Source organism: Kitasatospora cystarginea, assembly GCF_039533515.1.
GTDB lineage: Bacteria > Actinomycetota > Actinomycetes > Streptomycetales > Streptomycetaceae > Kitasatospora > Kitasatospora cystarginea.
Window position 1 is genome coordinate 35,077 of record NZ_BAAATR010000027.1, and the last position, 22,082, is coordinate 57,158.

20 protein-coding genes and 2 tRNA genes are annotated in these 22,082 nt (G+C 70.9%); 9 read left to right on the forward strand and 13 right to left on the reverse strand.

Features of this window, described 5'->3' with window-relative positions; genetic code table 11:
- The first annotated feature begins 293 nt into the window (after nt 1–293).
- The 7 genes from ABD369_RS26120 to pknB all read left to right on the forward strand — a co-directional run bounded on the left by ABD369_RS26120 (nt 294) and on the right by pknB (nt 8,829).
- Nucleotides 294–1,178 (forward strand): FHA domain-containing protein, encoded by an 885-nt coding sequence (locus ABD369_RS26120; RefSeq protein WP_344638989.1) that lies wholly within the window; start codon nt 294–296, stop codon nt 1,176–1,178.
- A 12-nt stretch (nt 1,179–1,190) separates the two neighbouring features.
- On the forward strand, nt 1,191–1,709 hold the full coding sequence (locus ABD369_RS26125; RefSeq protein ID WP_344638990.1) for an FHA domain-containing protein FhaB/FipA: 519 nt from the start codon (nt 1,191–1,193) through the stop codon (nt 1,707–1,709).
- A 6-nt stretch (nt 1,710–1,715) separates the two neighbouring features.
- Nucleotides 1,716–1,877: a hypothetical protein gene (locus ABD369_RS26130; protein WP_344638991.1), complete on the forward strand. Its 162-nt coding sequence runs from the start codon at nt 1,716–1,718 to the stop codon at nt 1,875–1,877.
- The gene (locus ABD369_RS26135) at nt 1,874–3,478 is read left to right on the forward strand and encodes a PP2C family protein-serine/threonine phosphatase (protein WP_344638992.1); all 1,605 of its coding nucleotides are present in this window, start codon (nt 1,874–1,876) and stop codon (nt 3,476–3,478) included. Before ABD369_RS26130 ends, ABD369_RS26135 begins: the two co-directional genes overlap by 4 nt.
- Before the next feature lie 123 nt (nt 3,479–3,601).
- Entirely contained in the window at nt 3,602–4,990 is a 1,389-nt protein-coding gene (locus ABD369_RS26140) for an FtsW/RodA/SpoVE family cell cycle protein (protein WP_344639050.1), read from the forward strand.
- Nucleotides 4,991–5,066: 76 nt separating this feature from the next.
- Complete coding sequence (locus ABD369_RS26145; RefSeq protein WP_344638993.1) at nt 5,067–6,530, forward strand: peptidoglycan D,D-transpeptidase FtsI family protein; 1,464 nt, start codon at nt 5,067–5,069, stop codon at nt 6,528–6,530.
- A 256-nt stretch (nt 6,531–6,786) separates the two neighbouring features.
- Nucleotides 6,787–8,829 (forward strand): Stk1 family PASTA domain-containing Ser/Thr kinase, encoded by a 2,043-nt coding sequence (gene pknB / locus ABD369_RS26150; RefSeq protein ID WP_344638994.1) that lies wholly within the window; start codon nt 6,787–6,789, stop codon nt 8,827–8,829.
- A gap of 55 nt (nt 8,830–8,884) precedes the next feature.
- On the opposite strand, the gene ABD369_RS26155 is transcribed toward pknB, so the two are convergent.
- From ABD369_RS26155 to ABD369_RS26180, 6 genes are all read right to left on the reverse strand, one after another.
- Nucleotides 8,885–9,547 (reverse strand): hypothetical protein, encoded by a 663-nt coding sequence (locus tag ABD369_RS26155; protein ID WP_344638995.1) that lies wholly within the window; start codon nt 9,545–9,547, stop codon nt 8,885–8,887.
- A gap of 129 nt (nt 9,548–9,676) precedes the next feature.
- Nucleotides 9,677–10,453, reverse strand: coding sequence for a class E sortase (locus tag ABD369_RS26160; protein ID WP_425557784.1), 777 nt, complete (start codon nt 10,451–10,453; stop codon nt 9,677–9,679).
- 33 nt (nt 10,454–10,486) lie between these two features.
- Nucleotides 10,487–11,467, reverse strand: a complete 981-nt coding sequence (locus tag ABD369_RS26165) for a class E sortase (RefSeq protein WP_344638997.1) — start codon at nt 11,465–11,467, stop codon at nt 10,487–10,489.
- Nucleotides 11,468–11,471: 4 nt separating this feature from the next.
- Nucleotides 11,472–12,134, reverse strand: coding sequence for an aminodeoxychorismate/anthranilate synthase component II (locus tag ABD369_RS26170; RefSeq protein WP_344638998.1), 663 nt, complete (start codon nt 12,132–12,134; stop codon nt 11,472–11,474).
- A gap of 67 nt (nt 12,135–12,201) precedes the next feature.
- Nucleotides 12,202–12,372 (reverse strand): hypothetical protein, encoded by a 171-nt coding sequence (locus ABD369_RS26175; RefSeq protein WP_344638999.1) that lies wholly within the window; start codon nt 12,370–12,372, stop codon nt 12,202–12,204.
- A gap of 123 nt (nt 12,373–12,495) precedes the next feature.
- The gene (locus tag ABD369_RS26180) at nt 12,496–13,245 is read right to left on the reverse strand and encodes a DUF881 domain-containing protein (RefSeq protein WP_344639051.1); all 750 of its coding nucleotides are present in this window, start codon (nt 13,243–13,245) and stop codon (nt 12,496–12,498) included.
- A 216-nt stretch (nt 13,246–13,461) separates the two neighbouring features.
- Here ABD369_RS26180 and crgA point away from each other — a divergent pair, with 216 nt between their 5' ends.
- A complete protein-coding gene (gene crgA, locus ABD369_RS26185) occupies nt 13,462–13,710 on the forward strand; it encodes a cell division protein CrgA (protein WP_344639000.1) in 249 nt (82 codons plus the stop codon).
- Between the two features lie 308 nt (nt 13,711–14,018).
- On the opposite strand, the gene ABD369_RS26190 is transcribed toward crgA, so the two are convergent.
- Complete coding sequence (locus ABD369_RS26190) at nt 14,019–14,912, reverse strand: rhomboid family intramembrane serine protease (protein ID WP_344639001.1); 894 nt, start codon at nt 14,910–14,912, stop codon at nt 14,019–14,021.
- Nucleotides 14,913–15,161: 249 nt separating this feature from the next.
- Between ABD369_RS26190 and ABD369_RS26195 the strand changes: the two genes are divergently transcribed.
- Entirely contained in the window at nt 15,162–16,046 is an 885-nt protein-coding gene (locus tag ABD369_RS26195) for a DUF5324 family protein (protein ID WP_344639002.1), read from the forward strand.
- Nucleotides 16,047–16,148: 102 nt separating this feature from the next.
- Here the strand turns inward: ABD369_RS26195 and ABD369_RS26200 are convergent.
- The 6 genes from ABD369_RS26200 to gyrA form a co-directional block, all read right to left on the reverse strand.
- Nucleotides 16,149–16,221, reverse strand: a tRNA-Ala gene (locus ABD369_RS26200).
- Between the two features lie 169 nt (nt 16,222–16,390).
- Entirely contained in the window at nt 16,391–16,522 is a 132-nt protein-coding gene (locus ABD369_RS26205; protein ID WP_211785814.1) for a DLW-39 family protein, read from the reverse strand.
- 478 nt (nt 16,523–17,000) lie between these two features.
- Nucleotides 17,001–17,074: transfer RNA gene (locus tag ABD369_RS26210), tRNA-Ile, on the reverse strand.
- 16 nt (nt 17,075–17,090) lie between these two features.
- Nucleotides 17,091–18,437, reverse strand: coding sequence for a class I SAM-dependent methyltransferase (locus ABD369_RS26215; protein ID WP_344639003.1), 1,347 nt, complete (start codon nt 18,435–18,437; stop codon nt 17,091–17,093).
- Nucleotides 18,438–18,658: 221 nt separating this feature from the next.
- Nucleotides 18,659–19,255 carry a DUF3566 domain-containing protein gene (locus ABD369_RS26220; RefSeq protein ID WP_344639004.1) on the reverse strand — a complete coding sequence of 199 codons (597 nt, stop codon included), beginning with the start codon at nt 19,253–19,255 and terminating at the stop codon, nt 18,659–18,661.
- Between the two features lie 218 nt (nt 19,256–19,473).
- The gene (gene gyrA, locus ABD369_RS26225) at nt 19,474–22,068 is read right to left on the reverse strand and encodes a DNA gyrase subunit A (RefSeq protein ID WP_425557776.1); all 2,595 of its coding nucleotides are present in this window, start codon (nt 22,066–22,068) and stop codon (nt 19,474–19,476) included.
- Between the last annotated feature and the right edge of the window lie 14 nt (nt 22,069–22,082).

Genomic DNA, 22,082 nt, shown 5'->3' on the forward strand with positions numbered 1-22,082 from the left:
CCGTTCCCCCTGCCCCGCAACCGGAGGCGGCCCCGGTACCCCCGGACGGAGTCCCGGCCCGATCCGCCAGGGGTGAGCGGGCCCGTGTCCGGGTAGCCCTGGCTTGCCACTCCCGAACACCGTCCCGAGCGCCCCGCCGAAGCGGTCGTCACCGCCCCGCGCAGGGGTCCGTGGCGGCCACCACATCCCCGGGGAACCGTACGGACGGGCCGGGCGTGGATACGATCAGTACGGAAGTACCGCAAGTAGGCCGAGCAGCGGGCCCGACCGAAGCCCTTGGAAGGGGGTGCCCCATGGGAGTCCTGAAGAAGTTCGAGCAGCGGCTCGAGGGTCTTGTGAACGGCACCTTCGCCAAGGTGTTCAAATCCGAGGTCCAGCCGGTGGAGATCGCCGGGGCGCTGCAGCGCGAGTGCGACAACAACGCCACCATCTGGAACCGGGACCGCACCGTGGTCCCGAACGACTTCATCGTCGAGCTCAGCCCGCACGACCACGAGCGGCTCAGCCCGTACTCGAGCCAGCTCGGCACCGAGCTGGCCGGCATGGTGCGCGAGTACGCCGACGCGCAGCGCTACAGCTTCATGGGCCCGCTCCAGGTCACCCTGGAGAAGGCGGACGACCTCGACACCGGCCTCTACCGGGTGCGCAGCCGCACCCTCGCCTCCGAGGAGCCTCCGCAGGCCGTCCCGCCGCCGGCCCAGGCCGGCTACGGACGCCAGCCCACCCCGCCCGCGCCCGGCGCGCCGTGGCAGCAGGAGGGCGCGGGCGCGTACGGCGCGCCGCCGCCGCCCGCCTCGCCCCCGGCGATGCCCCCGATGCCGCCGGCGCCCCCGACCGTGCCGCCCGCCGCGGGCGGCAACGTCCGCCCGTTCCCCGGCTCGGGCGGTGGCGCGCCCACCACCCGCCGCTGGATCGAGGTCAACGGCGCCCGGCACCAGGTGACCGGCAACGGCGTGGTGCTCGGCCGTTCCACCGAGGCGGACGTCCGGATCGACGACCCCGGCGTCTCCCGCAAGCACGCGGAGATCCGTCCTGGCACGCCCGCCATGGTGCTCGACCTGGGGTCCACCAACGGCATCGTGGTGGACGGACAGCACACCCAGCGCGCTACGCTCCGCGACGGCTCCAGGATCGTCCTGGGGAGCACGACCATCGTCTACCGACAGGTCGAAGGGTAGAACGGGCCACCTATGTCAGATCTGACCTTGACGGTCATGCGGCTTGGATTCCTCGCCGTGCTGTGGCTGTTCGTCATCGTCGCGGTGCAGGTGATCCGCAGCGACCTGTTCGGCACCAAGGTGAACCCGCGGTCCTCGCGGCGTGCCACCGGGGCGCCGGCCCAGAGCGCCTCCGGCGCGGCCCGGCCCGCCGGCTCGCCGCAGACCGCCCCGACCCAGTCCAGGCCGCGCCGCGGCGCGCCGACCCAGCTGGTCGTGGTGCAGGGCTCGCTGGCCGGCACCACCGTGGCCCTGCAGGGCCAGACGATCACGCTCGGCCGGGCGCACGACTCCACGATCGTGCTGGACGACGACTACGCGTCCTCCAGGCATGCCAGGATCTACCCGGATCAGACTGGGCAGTGGACGGTCGAGGATCTAGGCTCCACCAACGGCACCTATCTGGACCGGCAGCGGCTCACGACGCCCACCCCGCTCCAGCCGGGTATGCCGATCCGTATCGGCAGGACCGTCATCGAACTGCGGAAGTAGTAGCGCATGAGGGACAGCATCCCGTTCACGCCCGGCCGGGCACGCGGCTGCCACGCTGCCGCCCTGGTGCGCGCCGACGCCCTGAAGGGGGTCCCGTTCCGCATGAGCGAGCACATCGTGTCCGGGTCCGGTGGGAACACCGCCGAGCGAAGCGAGGCGGGGGCATGAGCTTGGTGCTGCGTTTCGCGGCCGGGTCCCACAAGGGTCTGATCCGGGAGGGCAACGAGGACTCCGGCTACGCCGGGCCGCGGCTGCTGGCCGTCGCCGACGGCATGGGCGGCGCGGCGGCCGGCGAGGTCGCCTCCTCCGAGGTGCTCGGTTCGATCGTCCGCCTGGACGAGGACATCCCGGGCGCCGACCTGCTCACCCTGCTCAAGGACGCGGTCCAGGGCGCCAACGACCGGCTGCGCCAGATGGTCGAGGAGGACCCGCAGCTCGAGGGCATGGGCTGCACCCTCACCGCGATGCTCTGGACCGGCCAGCGGATGGGCCTGGTCCACATCGGCGACTCCCGCGCCTACCTGCTGCGCGACGGCGCCCTGAGCCAGATCACCCAGGACCACACCTGGGTGCAGCGGCTGGTGGACGAGGGCCGGATCACCCCGGAGGAGGCCGAGACCCACCCGCAGCGCTCCCTGCTGATGCGCGCGCTGGACGGCCGCGGCCAGGTCGAGCCCGACCTGTCGATCCGCGACGTACGGGCCGGCGACCGCTACCTGATCTGCTCGGACGGCCTCTCCGGGCCGGTCAGCCACCAGACCCTGGAGGAGACGCTCGGGAGCTTCTACGCCCCGCAGCAGACCGTCCAGGAGCTGATCCAGCTGGCGCTGCGCGGAGGCGGCCCCGACAACATCACCTGCATCGTCGCGGACGTGATCGACGTCGGCGCCACCGACACCCTCAGCGGCCAGCTCGCCGACATCCCGGTGGTGGTCGGCGCGGTCGCCGACGCCCCGCCGTCCAGCGCGCACGACCAGGCCATCCTGAACACCCCGGCCGGCCGCGCCGCCGGTCTCGGCCGCCCGCCGCAGGGCCCGCAGGGCGCCTTCGGCCCGGCCAGCGGCTACGAGCAGCCGGGCTTCGGCCCGGCCGAGGGCTACGGCGACGGTTACGGCTACCCCGAGGGCGAGCCCCAGGGGGCCGGCTACGGCGAGGCGTACGACACGTACGGCACCCCGGAGCCGCAGCAGCCGTACCAGGACGACGACTACGAGGACGACGAGGACGCCCCGCGCCGCAAGGGCCGCGGACTGAAGATCTCGCTCGCCGTGGCCCTGGCACTCGGGCTGATCGGCGGGGCCGGCTGGTTCGGCTGGCAGTGGACCCAGGACCAGTACTACGTCGGTACCGACGGCGACCACGTCGCGGTCTACCGCGGCCTCAACCAGAACCTGGCCGGAATCAACATGTCGTCGGTGTACGAACGCCATGATGACGTCGAACTCAAGTTCCTGCCCGCCTACCAGCGCACCCAGGTGAGCAACACCATCCAGGCCAAGAGCCTGGACGACGCCCACGACCAGGTGAAGCGCCTCGCCGCCCAGGCGGAGATCTGCAAGAAGATCTCCGAGGGGGCGAAGCCCTCCGCCCAGCCACCGGCCGCCACCCCGAGCGCGAGCCCCAGCCCCGCGGCCGCCGGCAGCGCCATCGGGACCCAGAGCAACCCGGCCCCCGCGCAGGACGCCGCCCACCCGGCCGGCAGCCCCGGCGCCGCGCCGACCCTCAGCGAGCAGGAACAGCAGCTGGCCAACTCCTGCGCGACCCAGTAACCCCGGTCCCCGCACGGGCCCACTCAGCCGTCAGGGGGCGGTTACCACGTGAGCACCTTTGACCTGAGCAGCAGCCATGGCGGCGGTCGGCGCGGAGCCGACCGTCCCAGCGTCCGCTCCGGCATGCGCCCTGGGCGCCGTGCCAACACCACCATCACGCCCCAGGGCACGCCCAACCGGCGCAACACCGAACTGGTCCTGCTGGCCTTCGCGGTCCTCGTGCCGATCCTCGCCTACGCCAACGTCGGCCTCGCCATGGACAACCGGCTCCCCGCCGGCATGCTGGCGTACGGCGCCGGGATGGGGGCGCTCGCGCTGGTCGCACACCTGGCGATGCGCCGCTTCGCGCCGTACGCCGACCCCCTGCTGCTGCCGCTGGGCACCCTGCTCAACGGACTCGGCCTGGTGATGATCTGGCGCCTCGACAAGGCCGGCAAGCTGCTGCGCGGCAACTTCCCCGCCGCGGCCAACCAGCTGATGTGGTCCGCACTCGGCATCGCCCTGTTCATCGGCGTGATCGTGGTGCTCAAGGACCACCGGATCCTGCAGCGCTACACCTACATCTCGATGGCCGTCGCCCTGGTGCTGCTCGCCGCGCCCGCCTTCTTCCCCTCCCGTGCCGAGGACTTCGGCGCCAAGATCTGGATCCGCTTCGGCAGCTTCTCGATCCAGCCCGGCGAGTTCGCCAAGATCATCCTGACCGTGTTCTTCGCCGGCTACCTGATGGTCAAGCGCGACGCCCTCGCCCTGGCCAGCCGCCGCTTCATGGGCCTGTACCTGCCGCGCGGACGCGACCTCGGCCCGATCATCGTGGTCTGGCTGCTCTCCATCCTGATCCTGGTCTTCGAGACCGACCTCGGCACCTCCTTCCTGTTCTTCGGCCTCTTCGTGGTGATGCTCTACGTCGCCACCGAACGCACCAGCTGGATCGTGGTCGGCCTGCTGCTCTCCTTCGGCGGCGCCGCCCTGGTCGCCACCTCCGAATCGCACGTCAAGACCCGCATCGACGCCTGGCTCGACCCGATGGCGGCCTTCTCGCCGCACCCCCCGCCCGGTTCCACCGAGCAGATCGGCCAGACCCTGATGGCCTTCGGCTCCGGCGGTGTCACCGGCACCGGCCTCGGCCAGGGCCGCTCCTGGCTGATCCAGTTCGCCGCCAAGAGCGACTTCATCCTCGGCTCCTTCGGCGAGGAACTCGGCCTCACCGGCATGATGGCGCTCTTCCTGCTCTACGCCCTGGTCGTCCAGCGCGGCCTGCGCACCGCCGTCGCCGCCCGCGACCCGTTCGGCAAGCTGCTCGCCGTCGGCCTCTCCTCGGCCTTCGCGCTCCAGGTCTTCGTGGTCGCCGGCGGCGTCACCGGACTGATCCCGCTCACCGGTATGACCATGCCGTTCCTCGCCCAGGGCGGGTCCTCGGTGGTCGCCAACTGGGCCCTGCTCGCCCTGCTGCTGAAGATAAGCGACAGCGCCCGGCGCCCCTCGGCGGAACCGACCCAGGCCGCCCAGTCGTGAATACCCCCACAGCGGACGTAAAGAAAGATGCGGTTGAATCAACCCCAGTGACCGCACGAAGGAGGCGAGGAGCCCAGTGAACAAGCCCATCCGACGGGTCTCGATCTTCTGTTTGGTCCTGATCCTCGCCCTGATGGTCCGGACCAACTGGGTCCAGGGCGTCCAGGCCGACGCCTGGGCGAGCAACAGCCACAACGACCGCAACAAGTACGACCGCTACGCCTACCCGCGCGGCAACATCATCGTGGCCGGGCAGCCGGTCACCAAGTCCGACTTCGTCAACGGTCTGCGCTACAAGTACAAGCGCGCCTGGATCGACGGTCCGCTGTACGCCCCGGTCACCGGCTACTCCTCCCAGGCCTACGACAGCACCCAGTTGGAGAAGCTGGAGGACGGCATCCTCTCCGGCACCGACTCCCGCCTGTTCTTCCGCAACACCCTCGACATGCTCACGGGCAAGCAGAAGCAGGGCGGCGACGTGGTCACCACGATCAACCCCAAGGCGCAGAAGGCCGCCTTCGACGGCCTGGGCAACAAGAAGGGCGCCGCCGTCGCCCTGGACCCGAAGACCGGCGCGATCCTCGCCCTGGTCTCCACCCCCTCGTACGACCCGTCCACCTTCGCCGGCGGCGACCCCGCCACGGACGGCAAGGCCTGGACCGCGCTCCAGAGCGACCCGAACAAGCCGATGCTCAACCGGGCGCTGAAGGAGACCTATCCGCCCGGCTCGACCTTCAAGCTGGTGACGGCCACCGCCGCGTTCGAGAACGGCATGTTCCAGGGGCCCGACGACAAGACCGACACCCCGAAGCCGTACATCCTGCCCGGCACCAAGACCGAGCTGAAGAACGACAGCGACGGCGAGCCCTGCGAGGGCGCCACCCTCAGGGACGCCATGGCGGTCTCCTGCAACACCGTCTACGGCAAGATCGGCGCCGACCTGGGCCGGGACAAGCTGCGGGCCGAGGCCGAGAAGTTCGGCTTCAACAACGACAAGATCGACATCCCGATCCGGGCCACCGCCAGCTACTTCCCCAAGAACTCCACCCCCGACGGCACCGCGATGGACGCCATCGGCCAGCACGACACCCGCGCCACCCCGCTGCAGATGGCCATGGTCGCCTCCGCCGTCGCCAACAACGGCACCCTGATGCAGCCGTACCTGGTCAGCGAGGAGCGCTCGGCCAACCTCACCCCCGTCTCCACGCACTCCGAGCACCAGTTCAGCCAGCCGATGAAGCCCGAGACGGCGCAGAAGCTGCAGCAGCTGATGGAGAGCGTGGTCAAGAACGGCACCGGCCAGAAGGCCCAGATCGACGGCGTCACGGTCGGCGGCAAGACCGGCACCGCCCAGCACGGCCAGGACAACTCCGGCCTGCCGTTCGCCTGGTTCGTCTCCTACGCCAAGGCCTCCGACGGCCAGCAGGTCGCGGTCGCCGTGGTGGTCGAGGACGGCGCCGCCTCCAGCAACGAGATCAGCGGCGGCAGCATCGCCGCGCCCATCGCCAAGTCGGTGATGGAGGCCGTTCTCAACAAGTAGGACCCGAAGAGTGGCCGCTGTACGGGTGGCGGTCTTGTCACAATGGGACGCGGCCGGTCGATACCGGTCTGGTCTCAGCCGGCCGCCTGTCCCGGCAGGTCCCGGCAGGACCGGTAGCGTATCCGCAGCAGCGGGTGTGCCCGCCGCTCGCCCACGTCGTCGCAGAACCATCACGACGGCGGACAGCGTCCAACAGAGCGTGCGCGGACACCTACGTCACATCCTCACCAGCTAGGTGAGGGAGAGGGTCGGAACTATGGAAGAGCCTCGTCGCCTCGGCGGCAGGTACGAGCTCGGCGGCGTCCTCGGACGCGGCGGCATGGCCGAGGTGTACCTCGCCCATGACACCCGACTCGGCCGCTCCGTCGCAGTGAAGACGCTCCGGGCCGACATGGCCAGGGATCCGTCGTTCCAGGCCCGCTTCCGCCGCGAAGCCCAGTCCGCGGCGTCCCTGAACCACCCCGCCATCGTCGCCGTCTACGACACCGGCGAGGACTACATCGACGGCATCTCCATTCCGTACATCGTGATGGAGTACGTCGAGGGGTCCACCCTGCGCGAACTGCTGCACTCCGGCCGCCGCCTGCTGCCCGAGCGCGCCCTGGAGATGACCATCGGCATCCTCCAGGCCCTGGAGTACTCCCACCGGGCCGGCATCGTCCACCGCGACATCAAGCCCGCCAACGTCATGCTCACCCGCCAGGGCAACGTCAAGGTCATGGACTTCGGCATCGCCCGTGCCATGGGTGACGCCGGCATGACGATGACCCAGACCTCCGCCGTCATCGGCACCGCCCAGTACCTCTCCCCCGAGCAGGCCAAGGGCGAGACCGTCGACGCCCGGTCCGACCTCTACTCCACCGGCTGCCTGCTCTACGAACTGCTCACCGTGCGCCCGCCGTTCATCGGCGACTCGCCGGTCGCCGTGGCCTACCAGCACGTCCGTGAGGAGGCCATGCCGCCCTCCTCGTACGACCCCGAGGTCCGCCCCGAGATCGACGCGATCGTGCTCAAGGCCCTCGCCAAGGAGCGCGACTACCGCTACCAGAGCGCCGACGAGATGCGCGACGACATCGAGCGCTTCCTCGACGGCCTCCCGGTCGCAGCCGCCCAGCAGGCCGCCGCCTTCGGCATGGGCGCCCCCGGCTACGGCTACGACCAGCAGGGCTTCCAGGCCCAGCACGACCCGTACGGCCAGACCAACCTGCTCCCGCAGCAGGGCGGTTCCGGGCCGACCACCATGATGGCCCCGGTCGGCGGACAGCAGTCCGGCTACGGCTACCAGGACGGCGGCGACGACGGCTACGAGTCGGGCGGCCGGCGCCAGGACCAGTCGAAGAAGGGCAGCACCTCCTGGATCATCCTGGGGATCGCGGCCGTGCTGGTGCTGGTCGGCGCGTACTTCGTGGTCGACGCCATGACCCAGTCGAACAACACCTCGGGCTCCAAGGTCACCGCGCCCAACCTGGTCGGCAAGTCGCTGAAGGACGCCCAGGCCGCCGCGGCCGCGGCGAGCCCCAAGCTCCAGGTGACCGCGGCCGACGCCGTGGCCTGCCCGGACAACAACATCCAGAAGGACGCGGTCTGCACGCAGGACCCGGCCGCCGGCACCCAGGTCGACGTGAACACCCCGATCAAGGTGCACCTCTCCAGCGGCCCGGCCGCCGTCCCCGTCCCGGACGTCACCGGCAAGTCCCAGGACGACGCCAAGACCGCCCTGCAGAAGGCGGGCTTCACGGCCGGCAACGTGACCTACAAGAACGACGACAGCACCCCGCAGGACAAGGTCATCTCCCAGTCGGTCACCGGCAACGCCGCTCCGGGCACCTCGGTGGACCTGGTCGTCTCCTCGGGCAAGCAGCAGACCAACGTCCCCAGCGTGATCGGCCAGCAGGTCGACGCGGCCCGCCAGGCCCTGGAGAGCGCCAGCTTCACGGTCGCCGTCAAGTACACGGCGGCCCCCGACCCCAGCAAGGTCAACATCGTCTCGGACCAGGACCCTCCGGGGAACAGCAAGGCGGCCCAGGGTGCCAGGGTCACCTTGACCGTCTACAAGCAACCCGACAAGGTGCCCGTCCCAATCCTGGTGAACAAGACCTACAAGGCGGCCTTCGACGCCCTGAAGGCAGCGGGTCTGGTCCCGCAGGTGGTCATGGGCCCGGTGGACGAGAACGCCATCGTGATGAACGCCAACCCGGCGACCGGACAGGTCGACCCGGGCACCACCATCCAGCTCTGGACCAGGCCGGGTGACCCCCGGGGCAACAACAGCCCCACCGCGCCGGGTCAGACCCACTGATCACCGCACACACGCCGAAGGGGGCCGCCACCGCGGCCCCCTTCGCGTTGCCCCGCTACCGCCTGCCCGACCCCGGGTGCCGCCGCCTGCCGGGCCCCGGGGCGCCGCTCAGGGCGCACAGCATGTCCATCCGGCCGCCCAGGGTGCGCACCTCGCCCACCGTGTCCGCGAGCCGGACGCTCATCGCGGCCACCAGCGCCCGCTCCGTCTCCAGCCGGCGGACCAGGCGTGTGTAAGCCTCGCGCAGCTCGGCCAGCTCCGCCCGCGTCCCCGCCGCCGCCCGCTCGGCGATCTCCGCGACCATCGCCTCCGGCCAGGTGGCCGGGGCCTCGGCCAGGTCGAGCAGCTGGCGGCGGACCTGCCGCGCCACCTCGCTGTCCCGCAGCAGCATCGCCACGTTCAGCACCGCCCGACGGGGGAAGACCAACAGGCCGCGGCCCGGGGATTTTCTAGGGGTCATATTGACCCCTAGAAAATCCTGCAGGTCAGCGCCCTTCAGCAGTGCCATGCCGCTGTCCGTCAGCTCCTCGCGGTGGCGGCGGACCAGGGTCCGGACGGCCTCCTCGTCCACCTCGAAGTAGGTGGCCACCATGGACCGCGTCACATGCACCCCGTCCGGAAGCAACCGCAGCGCCCGGACCTTGTCCAGCACCTCGGTGCGCTCCACCAGGCTGCCGCGCATCGTGCGGGATTCGAGAAGTACGGCTTCGTGGTTCATCGGCGCTCGCCTCAACCCGTCGTCAGGCACTGTTCTGCCGAACCTCCAACGACCCAGGTTGACGCCGCGTCACCTCTGCGGATGAGCGCACCGAGGCGCGCACCCCGCGCGCACCTCCTGCCACACGCCTCAGCGCAGCTCCGCCGGCGGGGTCCGCCTCGCGTCCACCTGATCCACCCTCACCAGGCTTCCCCAGACCGCCATCCGATACGTGGAGGTGTACACCGGGGTGCAGGTGGTCAGCGTGATGTACCGGCCTGGAGCGGTGTGGCCGGAGCCGGCCGGGACGGGGGCGATGACGCCCGTGTCGTACTTCGAGGTCCGCGGCAGCGTGCCGTCGACCCGGTAGACGTACCAGCGGTCCTTGGTCTCGACCACGATCGGGTCACCCTCGGCGAGCCGGTCGAGGTCGTGGAACTTGGCGCCGTGGCCGTCCCGGTGGGCGGCGAGGGCGAAGTTCCCCTGCTCCTCCCAGGGCATCGCGGCCCGGTACGGCTCCTCGTAGACCCCGGCCACGCCCTCGTCGAGCACCTCGCTGCCGGTGCCCATCCGAATCAGCACCTGGTAGTCCCGGCCGAGTGCGGGCAGGTGCAGGAAGCCCACCCCGTCCCCGGCCCGGTACACCGGGGGAGGAGCCTGCGCCGAGGTGCTGGGCAGCAGCGGGGCGGACCAGCTGCCGCGCAGCCGCTCCGCCTGCACCCCGGCCCGCCGGTCGGCGACCAGGTCCGTCCACCACAGCGAGTACCCGACGAACAGCGCAAGCACCAGACCGACGGTGATCAGCAGTTCCCCGGCCACGCCCGCCACCGCGCCCACCCGGCGGCGCCGCCCGCGCCGCCGGGTGGCCCGTGAAGGTCCACAGGGCCCCGACGGCTCCGAGGGTCCTGAGGGTCCGTCCAGCACGATGTCCACGCCGCCTCGCCCCTCGGGTACGGGTGCCTAACCGCCGGTCAGCGCAGGAGGCTGCCCCTGGCTCCGCGGCCGTTCCTCGACCATCTTGCCAAACACGATCAGCCTTCCCCGGGCACTGAACTCGGGTGTGCACGTCGTCATCGTGAGGTAACGACCCGGTTGGGTGAACGGCGACCCCTTCGGCACCGGCTGGAGCACCGTGACGTTGGACGGCGGCGTCTCCGGGATGCCGCCCGCCACCTCGTACGTGTAGAACGAGGTCGCGGTCTCCACCACGATCTTGTCCCCCGGCACCAGCTGCCCGATCTTCCGGAACGGCTGACCGTGCGTGGTCCGGTGCGCCGCGACCGCGAAGTTGCCGGTCTTGTCGGAGGGCATCGCGGTGCCGACGTAGTGCCCGACCAGGCCCTTGTCCAGCACCTGCTGCTTCCCGGTGCCCTCGGCGATCGGGTACGTGAGGCCGAGCTTGGGGATGTGGATGATCGCGAAGCCCTGGCCCGGTTCGAACGCCCCGGCGGGCTTGTCCGTACCGCCCGGGGTCGATGTGGGCTGCGGCTTGCTCCACTGCTGTTCCAGCTTGCTGCGGGTGCCGTCGGCGGAGGCGTCCGCCTGCACGTTGGTCCACCACAGCTGGTAGGCGACGAAGAGCAGCATCACCACGCCGAGGGTGATGAACAGTTCGCCGACCAACCGGCCGAGCACCACCTGCTTGGACTCCTTGGGCCTGGGCTTCGGCCCGCTCGGCCGGCCAGCGGCCCGCCGCCGTCCGCTGCCCGAGCGCGCCGCGGCGCGGCCCGCGGCGCGGCGCCGCTCTGCCCGGGAACCGGGCGCGGCGCTGTCCGGGCCGGCCGGGTCCTCCCCGGGCACCGGCCGAAGCTTCAGTGTCTGTTCAGCAGGGGGCCAGGCGGACTCGCGGGCCGGCTCGTAGACGCCCCACTCGCCCGCGTCCGCGTCCCGCCCCGGTCCCGCCCCGGTCTGCGCGCCCCCCTCCGGGCGCAGCGTCGTCACCCCGTCAGCTCCGGCCGATCACCGGGGCGAGCCCGGCCGAGCGGGGCACCGCCTCCGGGAAGCCGCACTCCGCCAGCCAGTTGGCGAGCATCCGGTGCCCGCCCTCGGTGAGCACCGACTCCGGGTGGAACTGCACGCCCTCGACCAGGAGATCGCGGTGCCGCAGCCCCATGATCACGCCGCTGTCGGTCTGCGCGGTGACCACCAGGTGGTCCGGGACGGTGGCCGGCTCCACCGCGAGCGAGTGGTACCTGGTCGCGGTCATCGGCGAGGGCAGCCCCGCGAACACCCCGCCGTCCTCGTGCGTCACCGGCGAGACCTTGCCGTGCAGCAGCTCCGGCGCCCGGCCGACCACCGCCCCGTACGCCACCGCGATCGACTGCAGGCCCAGGCACACCCCGAAGACCGGCAGCCCGATCGACGCGCAGTGGCGCACCATCTCGATGCACACCCCGGCCTCCTCCGGCGCCCCGGGCCCGGGGGAGAGCAGCACCCCGTCGAATCCCAACTCGCCGTCACGGCGCACCGCGTGCTCGACCGTCACCTCGTCGTTGCGCACCACCTCGCAGGTGGCGCCCAGCTGGTACAGGTACTGGACGAGGTTGAAGACGAAGCTGTCGTAGTTGTCCACCACGAGGATCCGTGGCGAACTTCCGGCGGAGGTCATACGCGCGCTACTCCTGAAGTGCGGTCCTGCCGGCCGGCAGGGGGGAAGAGCGGGAGAGCGGGGCCGGTCAGCCGGCTCCGCCTTGGTCCACCGTGACGTTCCCGAAGGGCAGCAGCGGCTCGGCCCACGGGAAGACGTACTGGAACAGGACGTAGACCACCCCGAGCACGAGCAGCACCGCGAGGACCAACCGGACCAGGGTGTTTCCCGGCAGATGCCGCCAGATCCAGCCGTACATGCCGCTCCTTCGGGTTCAGGTCGGTGTCAAGACTAGACCGCACCACCCGCCGGACAGGCCACATCGCCGGACTTGTCCACTTCCGCGCCCCGGCGTCCGCCGACCGCCCGGGCCATTCGCCCGCTAACCGTCCGCCGAGTGCAGATCGACACTGCCCGCGTACCCCGGCAGGGTCAGCCCGGTGCTCTCCTGCACCTTCCAGCCGAGCCCGTACGCGGCGACGTACTTGAGGTAGTTGCCGATCGCCGGATCGGCGTTGACCGCCGCCCGCAGCGCGTCGGTGCGACCGACCGCCCTGATCACGTACGGCGGCGAGTAGACCCGGCCCTGCAGCAGCAGGGTGTTGCCGACGCAGCGGACCGCACTGGTGGCGATGAGCCGCTGGTCCATCACCTGGACGCCCTCCGCACCCCCGCGCCACAGCGCGTTCACCACGGCCTGGATGTCCTGCTGGTGGATCACCAGATCGTTGACCCCCGGCTCGGGGACGCCCGGGATGCGCGCGGTGGCGTCCGGTGGGGCGTCGTTGAGCGTGACGACCAGGCCCGGGCCCTTCAGCGGCTCCAGCCCGGCGGCCCCGCGCAGCGGATCGAGACGGCCCGTGTCGGACGGGCCCGCCTGCTGCTTGGCGAGGACGTCGGCACGGTGCTGGAGATCGGTCAGCTGCGCCTGGAGCTGCTGGTTCTGGGTGCTGCGCTGGCGTATCACGTCGCTCATGCGCAGCAGCGAGTTGTCGGTGCGCAGATCGGTGCCGTGGGCGGTCTCCGCGCTGATGTAGAAGAGCAGACCGGCCAGGGCGAAAACGGTGCAGGTCAGGGCGCGTCCGACAATTCGGGTGCCGGGGCGGCGAGCAGCGCCGGAACCCCGGGGAATCGTGAAATTCGGCACCGTACCCTTATCTCCCTCAGACCCGGCGAGCCACTACGCTAACGGACGCAGGTGGCATGTGCGGAGCGCCCTGTCCGGAACGTCCCCAGGTTCGTCTGGCGGAGGTCCGGACCGATCGTTCCCCCCGCACAGACCGGTCGCCACCGCCGCCCGCCCCGCTGCACCCTGCGCGGTCACAGCGCATCGACAGGAGAACCCCTCGTGCCGAAGTCTCGACTCCGCAAGAAGTCCGACTACACCCCGCCGACGACGGCCACGGTGAAGATCAGCTCCGGACGCAGCTGGGTCGCACCGCTGATGCTGGCGCTGTTCCTGATCGGCCTGGTGTGGATCGTCACCTACTACGTGACCAGCGGCACCTGGCCCGTCCAGAGCTGGGGCAACTGGAACATTCTGGCCGGTTTCGGATTCATCGCCGCCGGCTTCGGCGTCTCCACCCAGTGGAAGTAAGTCCTATTTGACCTGTTTCCAGCACCGCTTCGGGCTCCGACCCGGAGCGGTGCTGCTTCCTGCGCTCAACTCGGCCCGGGCCATCGCACCGTACGTTTATCCACACAGTTATCCACACTGGGGAAAAGTCGCCCCAGCCTGTGGATAACTTCTGCCCCACACCCGGTGGAAAGCGTCCGTGCGACTCGATAAAGACACAGCTGGACGCGCGTAGAAGCGATATCCCCAGCCAGTCCTCCACACGGGCTGTGCACAGCCCCGTGCACGCTGTGGACAACCGGGCGCACCACCGCCGCGCGGCTCGCCGCTCACACCCCGAGCCGGGCCGTCTCCACCACCACGAGCAGCACGCAGAGCCCGAGCATCCCGGCCACCGTCAACCCCTGTACCAGGCCGCGGTGCGCCCGAGGGGCGTACATCAGGCCCACTCCGGTGACGGCCCCGGCCACCAGGCCGCCGACATGGGCGCGCCAGTCGATGTACGGCACCGAGAAGGTGATCACCAGGTTGAAGACCAGCAGCGCCATCAGCGGCGCCAGCGGCGTCCTGGTGGCCCGGAACAGCACCGCGGTGGCTCCCAGCAGCCCGAAGATCGCCCCGGAGGCCCCCATCGAGTAGAGGCTGCCCCCGGAGACCAGGTACGCGAAGGCGTTGCCCGCCAGTCCCGAGACGGCGTACAGGCCGGTGAAGCGCAGCCGGCCCAGCATCCGCTCCAGGTTGGGGCCGATCACCCAGAGCGAGACCATGTTCATCACCAGGTGCAGCGGCCCGGTGTGCACGAAGGCGGCGGTCACCAGCCGGTACCACTGGTCCGGCCCGGCCGCGACGCCGTACGGCTGGAACCAGTAGGGCGGGACCAGGCTGTGCAGGGAGAGCGTCTCCTTCAGCTCCGGGCGCAGGTACTCGGTCAACAGGAAGACCGCGGCGTTGATCCCGATGAGGATCTTGGTGATCAGCACGCCGTCCTGGGCGTGCACACCGCCGAAGCGGGTGCGGGCCTGCGTCCGCACGGCCTCCTGGCGGGTGCCCCGCACACAGTCCGGGCAGTGGAAGCCCACCGAGGCACTCACCATGCACTCCGGGCAGATCGCGCGCCCGCAGCGGGCGCAGGCGATGCCGGTCTCCCGCTCGGGGTGCCGATAGCAGCGGGACAGGCCCGAGGCCGCCTCGGGCTGTGGTCGGGCCGACTCGTCCGGGAGCATCCGGGGTTTCCCTCCTCAAGAGCGATCCCGGCGACACCGCCGAGAACGGGGTACCGCCGGGACCGTCAAGGCTACTGCCGACGCACCCCGCCTCCCAGCGTTTCGGCCGGTCGGACACCGGCGGGCACCGTAACCGGCCGGCCCCGGCGGCGGGGGAACTCCACCGGCTCGATGCCGGCGCCCCGCCCGCGACCGGCCATGACCCGCGTACGGCCCAATCCGGCGTGCCAGAGGGACAAAACCCAATGCATGATCTCCAAGCAGGTGGAAATGTGCATAAAGGACGCCACCCAGGAGGAGAAGCTCGTGACCCACTCAACTCGTGAGACGGCCGGCCGGACCAGGGACACACTGGCGCCCTATGCCACCACCGCCAAGGTGACCGCGCTGCACTACGCCGACGAGGCCAAGCACCGGCTCGGGCCCGCTCTGGAGGCGCTGGGCCCCAAGGTCAGCTCGGCCGGTACCCAGGCCAGGGCCCAGGCCGCACACGCCACCAAGGCCGCCCGCACCCACTACACCAAGCACGTCGCCCCGCAGCTGGAACAGGCGTTCTCCGCGCTGCCACCGCAGGCCCAGCAGAACGCCCTGAAGGCCGTCCACCGGGCCCAGGAGGCCGCCCTGGCCGCCCGCCATTCCGCCGGCAAGGCCGCCGACGCCGCCAGGACGAACGTCGCCCCCCGGGTCTCCGACGCCATCGGCGGCGCGCGCGCCACCATCGTCCCGGCCGCCCAGGAGGCACAGAACCGCGGCGCTGCCGCCCTGGCCGCCCTGCACGGCAACGTCAGCTCCGCCGAGATCGCCGAGATCGCCGCCAGGAACGCCAAGCGCAGCGCCCGCTGCCGACGCGGCTGGACCACCGGCCTCGCCGTCGCGGGCAGCCTGGCGATCGGCGCCGGCGTGGTCGCCTGGCAGTGGTGGCACCGCCAGAGCAACCCGGAATGGCTGGTCGAACCCCCCGGCAGCACCGCCGGCGCACCGACCGCCGAACCCCAGCTCAACGGCTCGGGCCCGCGGGAACAGGCCACCGACCAGCCCGACGGCCAACCCACCGACCCGACGCCCGGCCCGACGCCCGGCAAGCCCGCCCCCGACGACCGGCCCAAGCCGCACGACCCGCGCAAACCGCACTGACCCCGCACCACCCGGACGCGGAACCCGTGCGGATCACCGCCGACCCCACCGAAAACACCAAACGGCCGCTGACCTGATCCCAGGTCAGCGGCCGATTCCAGGTGGAGCTTAGGAGATTCGAACTCCTGACATCTGCCTTGCAAAGGCAGCGCTCTACCAACTGAGCTAAAGCCCCGTACGGTGTGCTGCGCATAGCCTACCCGGTCCCGCCGGAAATCTTCAGCAGGGATCCGTACCGCAGCCACACAGTGCGGGTGGGCCCCGGCCGTCGAGGCCGGGGCCCACCCACCGGAGACCACGTCCGGTCTCCGGAAGATCATCCGTTTGGAAGATCGTCCAGTGTCTCAGCGGGCGCCGGCCGGGACCGGGTCGGTGGCCTCGGTCCACAGGTCCTGCTCGGCGCGGTCCGCCTGGACCTGACGGTAGACAAAGAAGCCGCCGAGGGCGACCAGGGCGACCAGGAGAAGCTTCTTCACCGCGGGACCTCGTCCTTCTTGCTTGCTTGTGGACTCAGCAGGGCTCTCCCCCGGGAGAGATCGCTCGCGAGTCCTCTGGTGTACGAGCACGAACCAGCGGCCGGGGTCGCAGACCGCCTTGCGGCTGATGATACACACCGGTAACGGCTGACCGAGCGGCCCCCGCCAGGTCCAACCGCCCGATCTCCGGGCCTGATTGACGCCCCGCCCCGCCCCGGCCGGCCGACTGGCGACACACCCGTCCACGGCCCCACCTGGGCGTACCGCTCCGCCCCGCTCCCACAAGGCGCACGCGGCGATTCCTGACGGAGCCGGGCGCCGCTCACCGCCGCCGGGGCGGGCGGGCGCCGAGTCGCGCCAGGCCGCTGCGCAACTCGGCCGGGTTGCTCTCGAGCTCCTCGCGATGCCGTTGGACGAGCCCGTTGAGAGAACGCCAGAAGGCCCGGAGTGGATGTCCACTCCGGGCCTTCTGCGCCGGTGGGCCTAACAGGACTTGAACCTGTGGCCTCTTCCTTATCAGGGAAGCGCTCTAACCGTCTGAGCTATAGGCCCTTGCCGCACTGAAAGATTAGCGGACCGACGGCCGATCTCCCAAATCAGTAGTGGCAGGCATCCTGGTGAGCCACTCCTCGCGGGTCGCGGGCAGGTGACTGAGCCCTCCGGGCGTGGTGCGGACGGCGAGCACCTGGTTGACCCCGATGCGGTTCTCCTCGAAGGCGAGGGCCGAGGCAGCCATGTACAGGCGCCAGACCCGGGCCCGGCCGCGGCCGACCAGCCCGACCGCCTCGGACCAGTGCGTCTCCAGGTTGGCCACCCAGTCGCGCAGGGTGAGTGCGTAGTGCTCGCGCAGCGACTCGACGTCCCGCACCTCGAAGCCGGCCTCCTCCAGCAGCGAGACGGTGCTGCCGACCGGGGCGAGCTCGCCGTCCGGGAAGACGTAGGAGGAGATGAAGGGGCTCGGCACGTACGGCGCGCCGGGGCGGCCCGGGCGGCGGGCGATCTGGTGGTTGAGCAGCCGGCCGCCGGGGGCGAGCAGCTCGTACAGGCCGCGCGCGTAGCGCAGGTACTGGGCGGAGCCCACGTGTTCGGCCATGCCGACGCTGGAGATGGCGTCGAACGGGCCGTCGGGGATCTCCCGGTAGTCCTGTAGGCGCACCTCGACCCGGTCGGCCAGGCCGGCCTCCGCGGCCCGTGCCCGGGCCCGGTCGACCTGTTCCCTGGAGATGGAGACGCCGACCGCGCTGACTCCGTAGTTCTTCGCCGCGTGCAGCAGCAGCGAGCCCCAGCCGCAGCCGACGTCCAGCAGGCGCATCCCGGGCCGCAGGCCGAGCTTGCGGCAGATCAGGTCGAGCTTGGCCTCCTGGGCGTCCTCCAGGCTCTTGCCCTCCGGGGTCCAGTAGGCGCAGGAGTAGACCAGCGAGGGGCCCAGCACCAGCCGGTAGAAGTCGTTGCCGACGTCGTAGTGGTGGCTGATGGCGGCACGGTCGCGGCTGCGGCTGTGCAGCCGGCCCTGCTGGTGGGCCTCCTCCGGCGGAGGGGCGGGCTGCAGGCCGATCACCCCCGTCCGGGCGGCGACACCCAACAGACGGCGCCCCGCGGGGCCGAACAGCTCGCGCGCGCCCAGCCGGAGCCCGTTGATCCGCGGCAGCTCGGCGAAGTGGGCGACCGCGGCCAGCGCCTCGTAGATGTCGCTCTCCGGGGCGAGGTCGAGGTCTCCCGAGACATAGGCGCGGGCCAGGCCCAGCTCACCCGGCTGCCAGATCAGCCGGCGCACCGCGCGCCGGTTGCGCAGCACCACCACGGGAGCCCCTGCGGGGCCCGCCACACTGCCGTCCCAGGCCCGCACCCGGAGCGGGAGCCCCACCCCCAGCAGCCCCTCCACCGCGCCTACGAGTTGCGTTGCCACCTCAGCCATCGAACGCCTCCGACCAGCCGTAACAGCCCACCCTGTCGCCTGCGGGGCCCGCTCCAGGACAGGCCGCCAGCTAACCCAGGGCGGCCGTCACGGGCTCGGACGGCACGCCGGGGTCGCCGGGGGTGTCACTCGAACGCCAGTGGGCCCTGGAGATTCCAACGGACTCCAGGGCCCATCGATTCCGGTCGGGGGCAACCCGACGGAGTGTGTTCGACGGTGTGTCAGTCCTCTTCCGCCAGCGTCAGTTCGACGCCGCCGGTGAAGCCCGCGGCCGTGTTGTAGACGAACGCCGCGAGGGTGGCCAGCGCGGTCATCAGGACCACGTCCACCACCGCGATCAGGAAGGTGAAGAACATCACGCGGCCGAAGCCCACGTAGTCCATCAGGTTGAAGCCACCCGAGGTGTCCGCGCCGGTGGCCTCCTTCAGCGTGCTCCCCAGGGAGTCGAAGACGCCCAGCCCGTCCAGGGTCATCCAGAGCACCGCGGTCGCCACGATGATGATCACGCCGACGGCGAGGGAGAGCAGGAAGGCCACCTTCATGACCGACCACGGGTCGACCGTGGTGAGCCGCAGCCGGGCCTTGCGCACCCGGGCACCGGCCGCACCCGACGAGGCGGTGGCAACCGGAGAAGTGCCGGGCCGGCGCGGGGAGGGGGTGCCGGTCTTGGTGCCCCGGGCCGGGGTCGGCTGGCCCTTGGCGTACGTGGTCGGCGTCGAGAAACCACCGGGGGAGTCCGGAGCCGCTCCCGGCGCCCCGCCGACCGGCGGCATCACCGAGGTGGACGCGGCCGGGGGAGTCGCCGGCGGCTGCGGCACGCCACCGATCGGCGCCCCGCTCTGTGTGGCGCCCGGCAGGCCGCCCGGGGCCCCTCCCGCAGCACCTGTGGCTCCACTCACCCTGGTCCTCCCGCAGTCAACCGCCAGGCCGGCGGTCCGCCCTGGTCACTCCGTGTCCGGCCCCGGCCACCTCGGCCGGGAACCGCTCGACCGGCGTCCGCCCCGGGTGGGCGGACGCCGGTCAGCCGGGCGTGCGATCAGGCCTGCTCGGCCGGGCCACCCGCCGTGGTTCCCTCAGTCCGGGGCGAGGTCTCCGCAGAGTCCTCGTCCTCCGAGCTCTCCTCGTCCTCGGCCTCCGCGTTGCGGGCCATGCCCACCACCGCGTCGCGCTTCCCGAGGTTGATCAGTTGGACGCCCATGGTGTCACGTCCGGTTTCACGGACCTCCGAAACCCTGGTCCTGATCACACCACCCGACAGGGTGATGGCCATGATCTCGTCGGTCTCCTCGACCACCAGCGCCCCGACCAGCGAGCCGCGGCCCTCGACGATCTTCGCCGCCTTGATACCGAAGCCACCGCGTCCCTGGACACGGTACTCGTCCACCGAAGAGCGCTTCGCGTAGCCGCCGTCGGTCGCGGTGAAGACGTAAGTCCCCGGACGGATGACGTTCATCGAGAGCAGCTCGTCGTCCTCACGGAACGACATGCCCTTCACGCCCGAGGTCGCCCGGCTCATCGGACGCAGCGCCTCGTCGGTGGCGGTGAACCGGATCGACTGCGCCTTCCTCGAGACCAGCAGCAGGTCGTCCTCGGCGGACACCAGCTCGGCGCCGATCAGCTCGTCGTCCCGGCCCTCCTCGTCCTGCCGGAGGTTGATCGCGATCAGGCCGCCGGAGCGCGGCGAGTCGTAGTCCTTCAGCGGGGACTTCTTCACCAGGCCGGCCCGGGTGGCGAGGACCAGGTACGGCTTGTCCTCGTAGGTGCGGACCGACATCACCTGGGTGATGTGCTCCTCCGGCTGGAAGGCCAGCAGGTTCGCCACGTGCTGGCCGCGGGCGTCCCGGCCCGCGTCGGGCAGCTCGTAGCCCTTGGCCCGGTAGACCCGGCCCTTGTTGGTGAAGAACAGGATCCAGTTGTGCGTCGTCGTCACGAAGAAGTGGTCGACGATGTCGTCCTGCTTCAGCTGCGCTCCGCGCACGCCCTTGCCGCCGCGCTTCTGCGAGCGGTACAGGTCGCTGCGGGTGCGCTTGACGTAGCCGCCACGGGTGATCGTGACGACGATGTCCTCCTCGGCGATGAGGTCCTCGATCGAGAAGTCACCGTCGGAGGGGATCAGGGTGGAGCGCCGCTCGTCGCCGTACTTCTCGACGATCGCGGTGAGCTCCTCGGAGATGATCTCGCGCTGGCGGGCGGGCGAGCCCAGGATGACGTTGTACTCGTCGATCCGGCGCTGCAGCTCGTCGTGCTCGTCGGTGATCCGCTGGCGCTCCAGGGCGGCCAGCCGGCGCAGCTGCATCTCCAGGATCGCGTTGGCCTGCAGCTCGTCGATGGAGAGCAGTCCCATCAGGCCGGTACGGGCCGCGTCCGCGCTCTCCGAGGCCCGGATCAGCGCGATGACCTCGTCGATCACGTCCAGGGCGCGCAGCAGCGCACGCAGGATGTGCGCCCGCTCCTCGGCCTTGCGCAGCCGGAAGGTGGTCCGGCGGATGATGACCTCGACCTGGTGGTTGACCCAGTGCCGGATGAAGGCGTCCAGCGAGAGCGTGCGCGGCACGCCGTCGACCAGGGCCAGCATGTTGGCGCCGAAGTTGGTCTGCAGGTCGGTGTGCTTGTAAAGGTTGTTCAGCACGACCTTGGCGACGGCGTCGCGCTTGAGCACGATCACCAGGCGCTGGCCGGTGCGGGACGAGGACTCGTCGCGGACGTCGGCGATACCGGCGATCTTGCCGTCCTTGACCAGGTCGGCGATCTTCAGCGCGAGGTTGTCCGGGTTCACCTGGTACGGCAGCTCGGTGATCACCAGGCACTGGCGGCCCTGGATCTCCTCGACCTCGACCACCGCGCGCATGGTGATCGAGCCGCGCCCGGTGCGGTACGCGTCCTCGATGCCGCGGCGGCCGACGATCAGCGCGCCGGTCGGGAAGTCGGGGCCCTTGATCCGCTCGATCAGGGCCTCCAGCAGCTCCTCGTTGGAGGCGTCCGGGTGCTCCAGCGCCCAGAGCGCGCCGGAGGCCACCTCGCGCAGGTTGTGCGGCGGGATGTTGGTGGCCATGCCGACCGCGATGCCGGTGGCACCGTTGATCAGCAGGTTGGGGATGCGCGAGGGCAGGACGGTCGGTTCCTGCGAGCGGCCGTCGTAGTTGGGCGCGAAGTCGACGGTCTCCTCGTCGATGTCGCGCATCATCTCCATGGCCAGCGGCATCATCTTGCACTCGGTGTAGCGCATGGCCGCGGCCGGGTCGTTGCCCGGGGAGCCGAAGTTGCCGTTGCCGTCCACCAGCGGCATCCGCAGCGACCACGGCTGGGCCAGGCGGACCACGGTGTCGTAGATCGAGGTGTCGCCGTGCGGGTGGTAGTTACCCATCACGTCGCCGACGACGCGGGCGCACTTGTAGTAGCCCTTCTCGGGCCGGTAGCCGCCGTCGTACATCGCGTAGAGCACGCGTCGGTGCACCGGCTTGAGGCCGTCGCGGACCTCGGGCAGTGCACGGCTGACGATCACGCTCATCGCGTAGTCGAGGTACGAGCGCTGCATCTCGGTTTCGAGCTCGATCGGCTCGATCCGCAGGGCGCCCTGTGCTTCGGTGCTCTCCGGCTGCTCGTCGCCGTCGGGACGGTTGTCGTCGACCACTGGTGGTCAGTTTC

Bases quoted from the DNA above. Each gene is read 5' to 3' on its own strand.
- ABD369_RS26170 (WP_344638998.1), bottom strand. From the start codon at position 12,134: ATGACCTCCGCCGGAAGTTCGCCACGGATCCTCGTGGTGGACAACTAC.
- ABD369_RS26195 (WP_344639002.1), top strand. From the start codon at position 15,162: ATGATCTCCAAGCAGGTGGAAATGTGCATAAAGGACGCCACCCAGGAG.
- ABD369_RS26190 (WP_344639001.1), bottom strand. From the start codon at position 14,912: ATGCTCCCGGACGAGTCGGCCCGACCACAGCCCGAGGCGGCCTCGGGC.
- ABD369_RS26120 (WP_344638989.1), top strand. From the start codon at position 294: ATGGGAGTCCTGAAGAAGTTCGAGCAGCGGCTCGAGGGTCTTGTGAAC.
- ABD369_RS26135 (WP_344638992.1), top strand. From the start codon at position 1,874: ATGAGCTTGGTGCTGCGTTTCGCGGCCGGGTCCCACAAGGGTCTGATC.
- pknB (WP_344638994.1), top strand. From the start codon at position 6,787: ATGGAAGAGCCTCGTCGCCTCGGCGGCAGGTACGAGCTCGGCGGCGTC.
- ABD369_RS26175 (WP_344638999.1), bottom strand. From the start codon at position 12,372: ATGTACGGCTGGATCTGGCGGCATCTGCCGGGAAACACCCTGGTCCGG.
- ABD369_RS26125 (WP_344638990.1), top strand. From the start codon at position 1,191: ATGTCAGATCTGACCTTGACGGTCATGCGGCTTGGATTCCTCGCCGTG.
- ABD369_RS26140 (WP_344639050.1), top strand. From the start codon at position 3,602: ATGCGCCCTGGGCGCCGTGCCAACACCACCATCACGCCCCAGGGCACG.
- ABD369_RS26130 (WP_344638991.1), top strand. From the start codon at position 1,716: ATGAGGGACAGCATCCCGTTCACGCCCGGCCGGGCACGCGGCTGCCAC.
- ABD369_RS26155 (WP_344638995.1), bottom strand. From the start codon at position 9,547: ATGAACCACGAAGCCGTACTTCTCGAATCCCGCACGATGCGCGGCAGC.
- ABD369_RS26215 (WP_344639003.1), bottom strand. From the start codon at position 18,437: ATGGCTGAGGTGGCAACGCAACTCGTAGGCGCGGTGGAGGGGCTGCTG.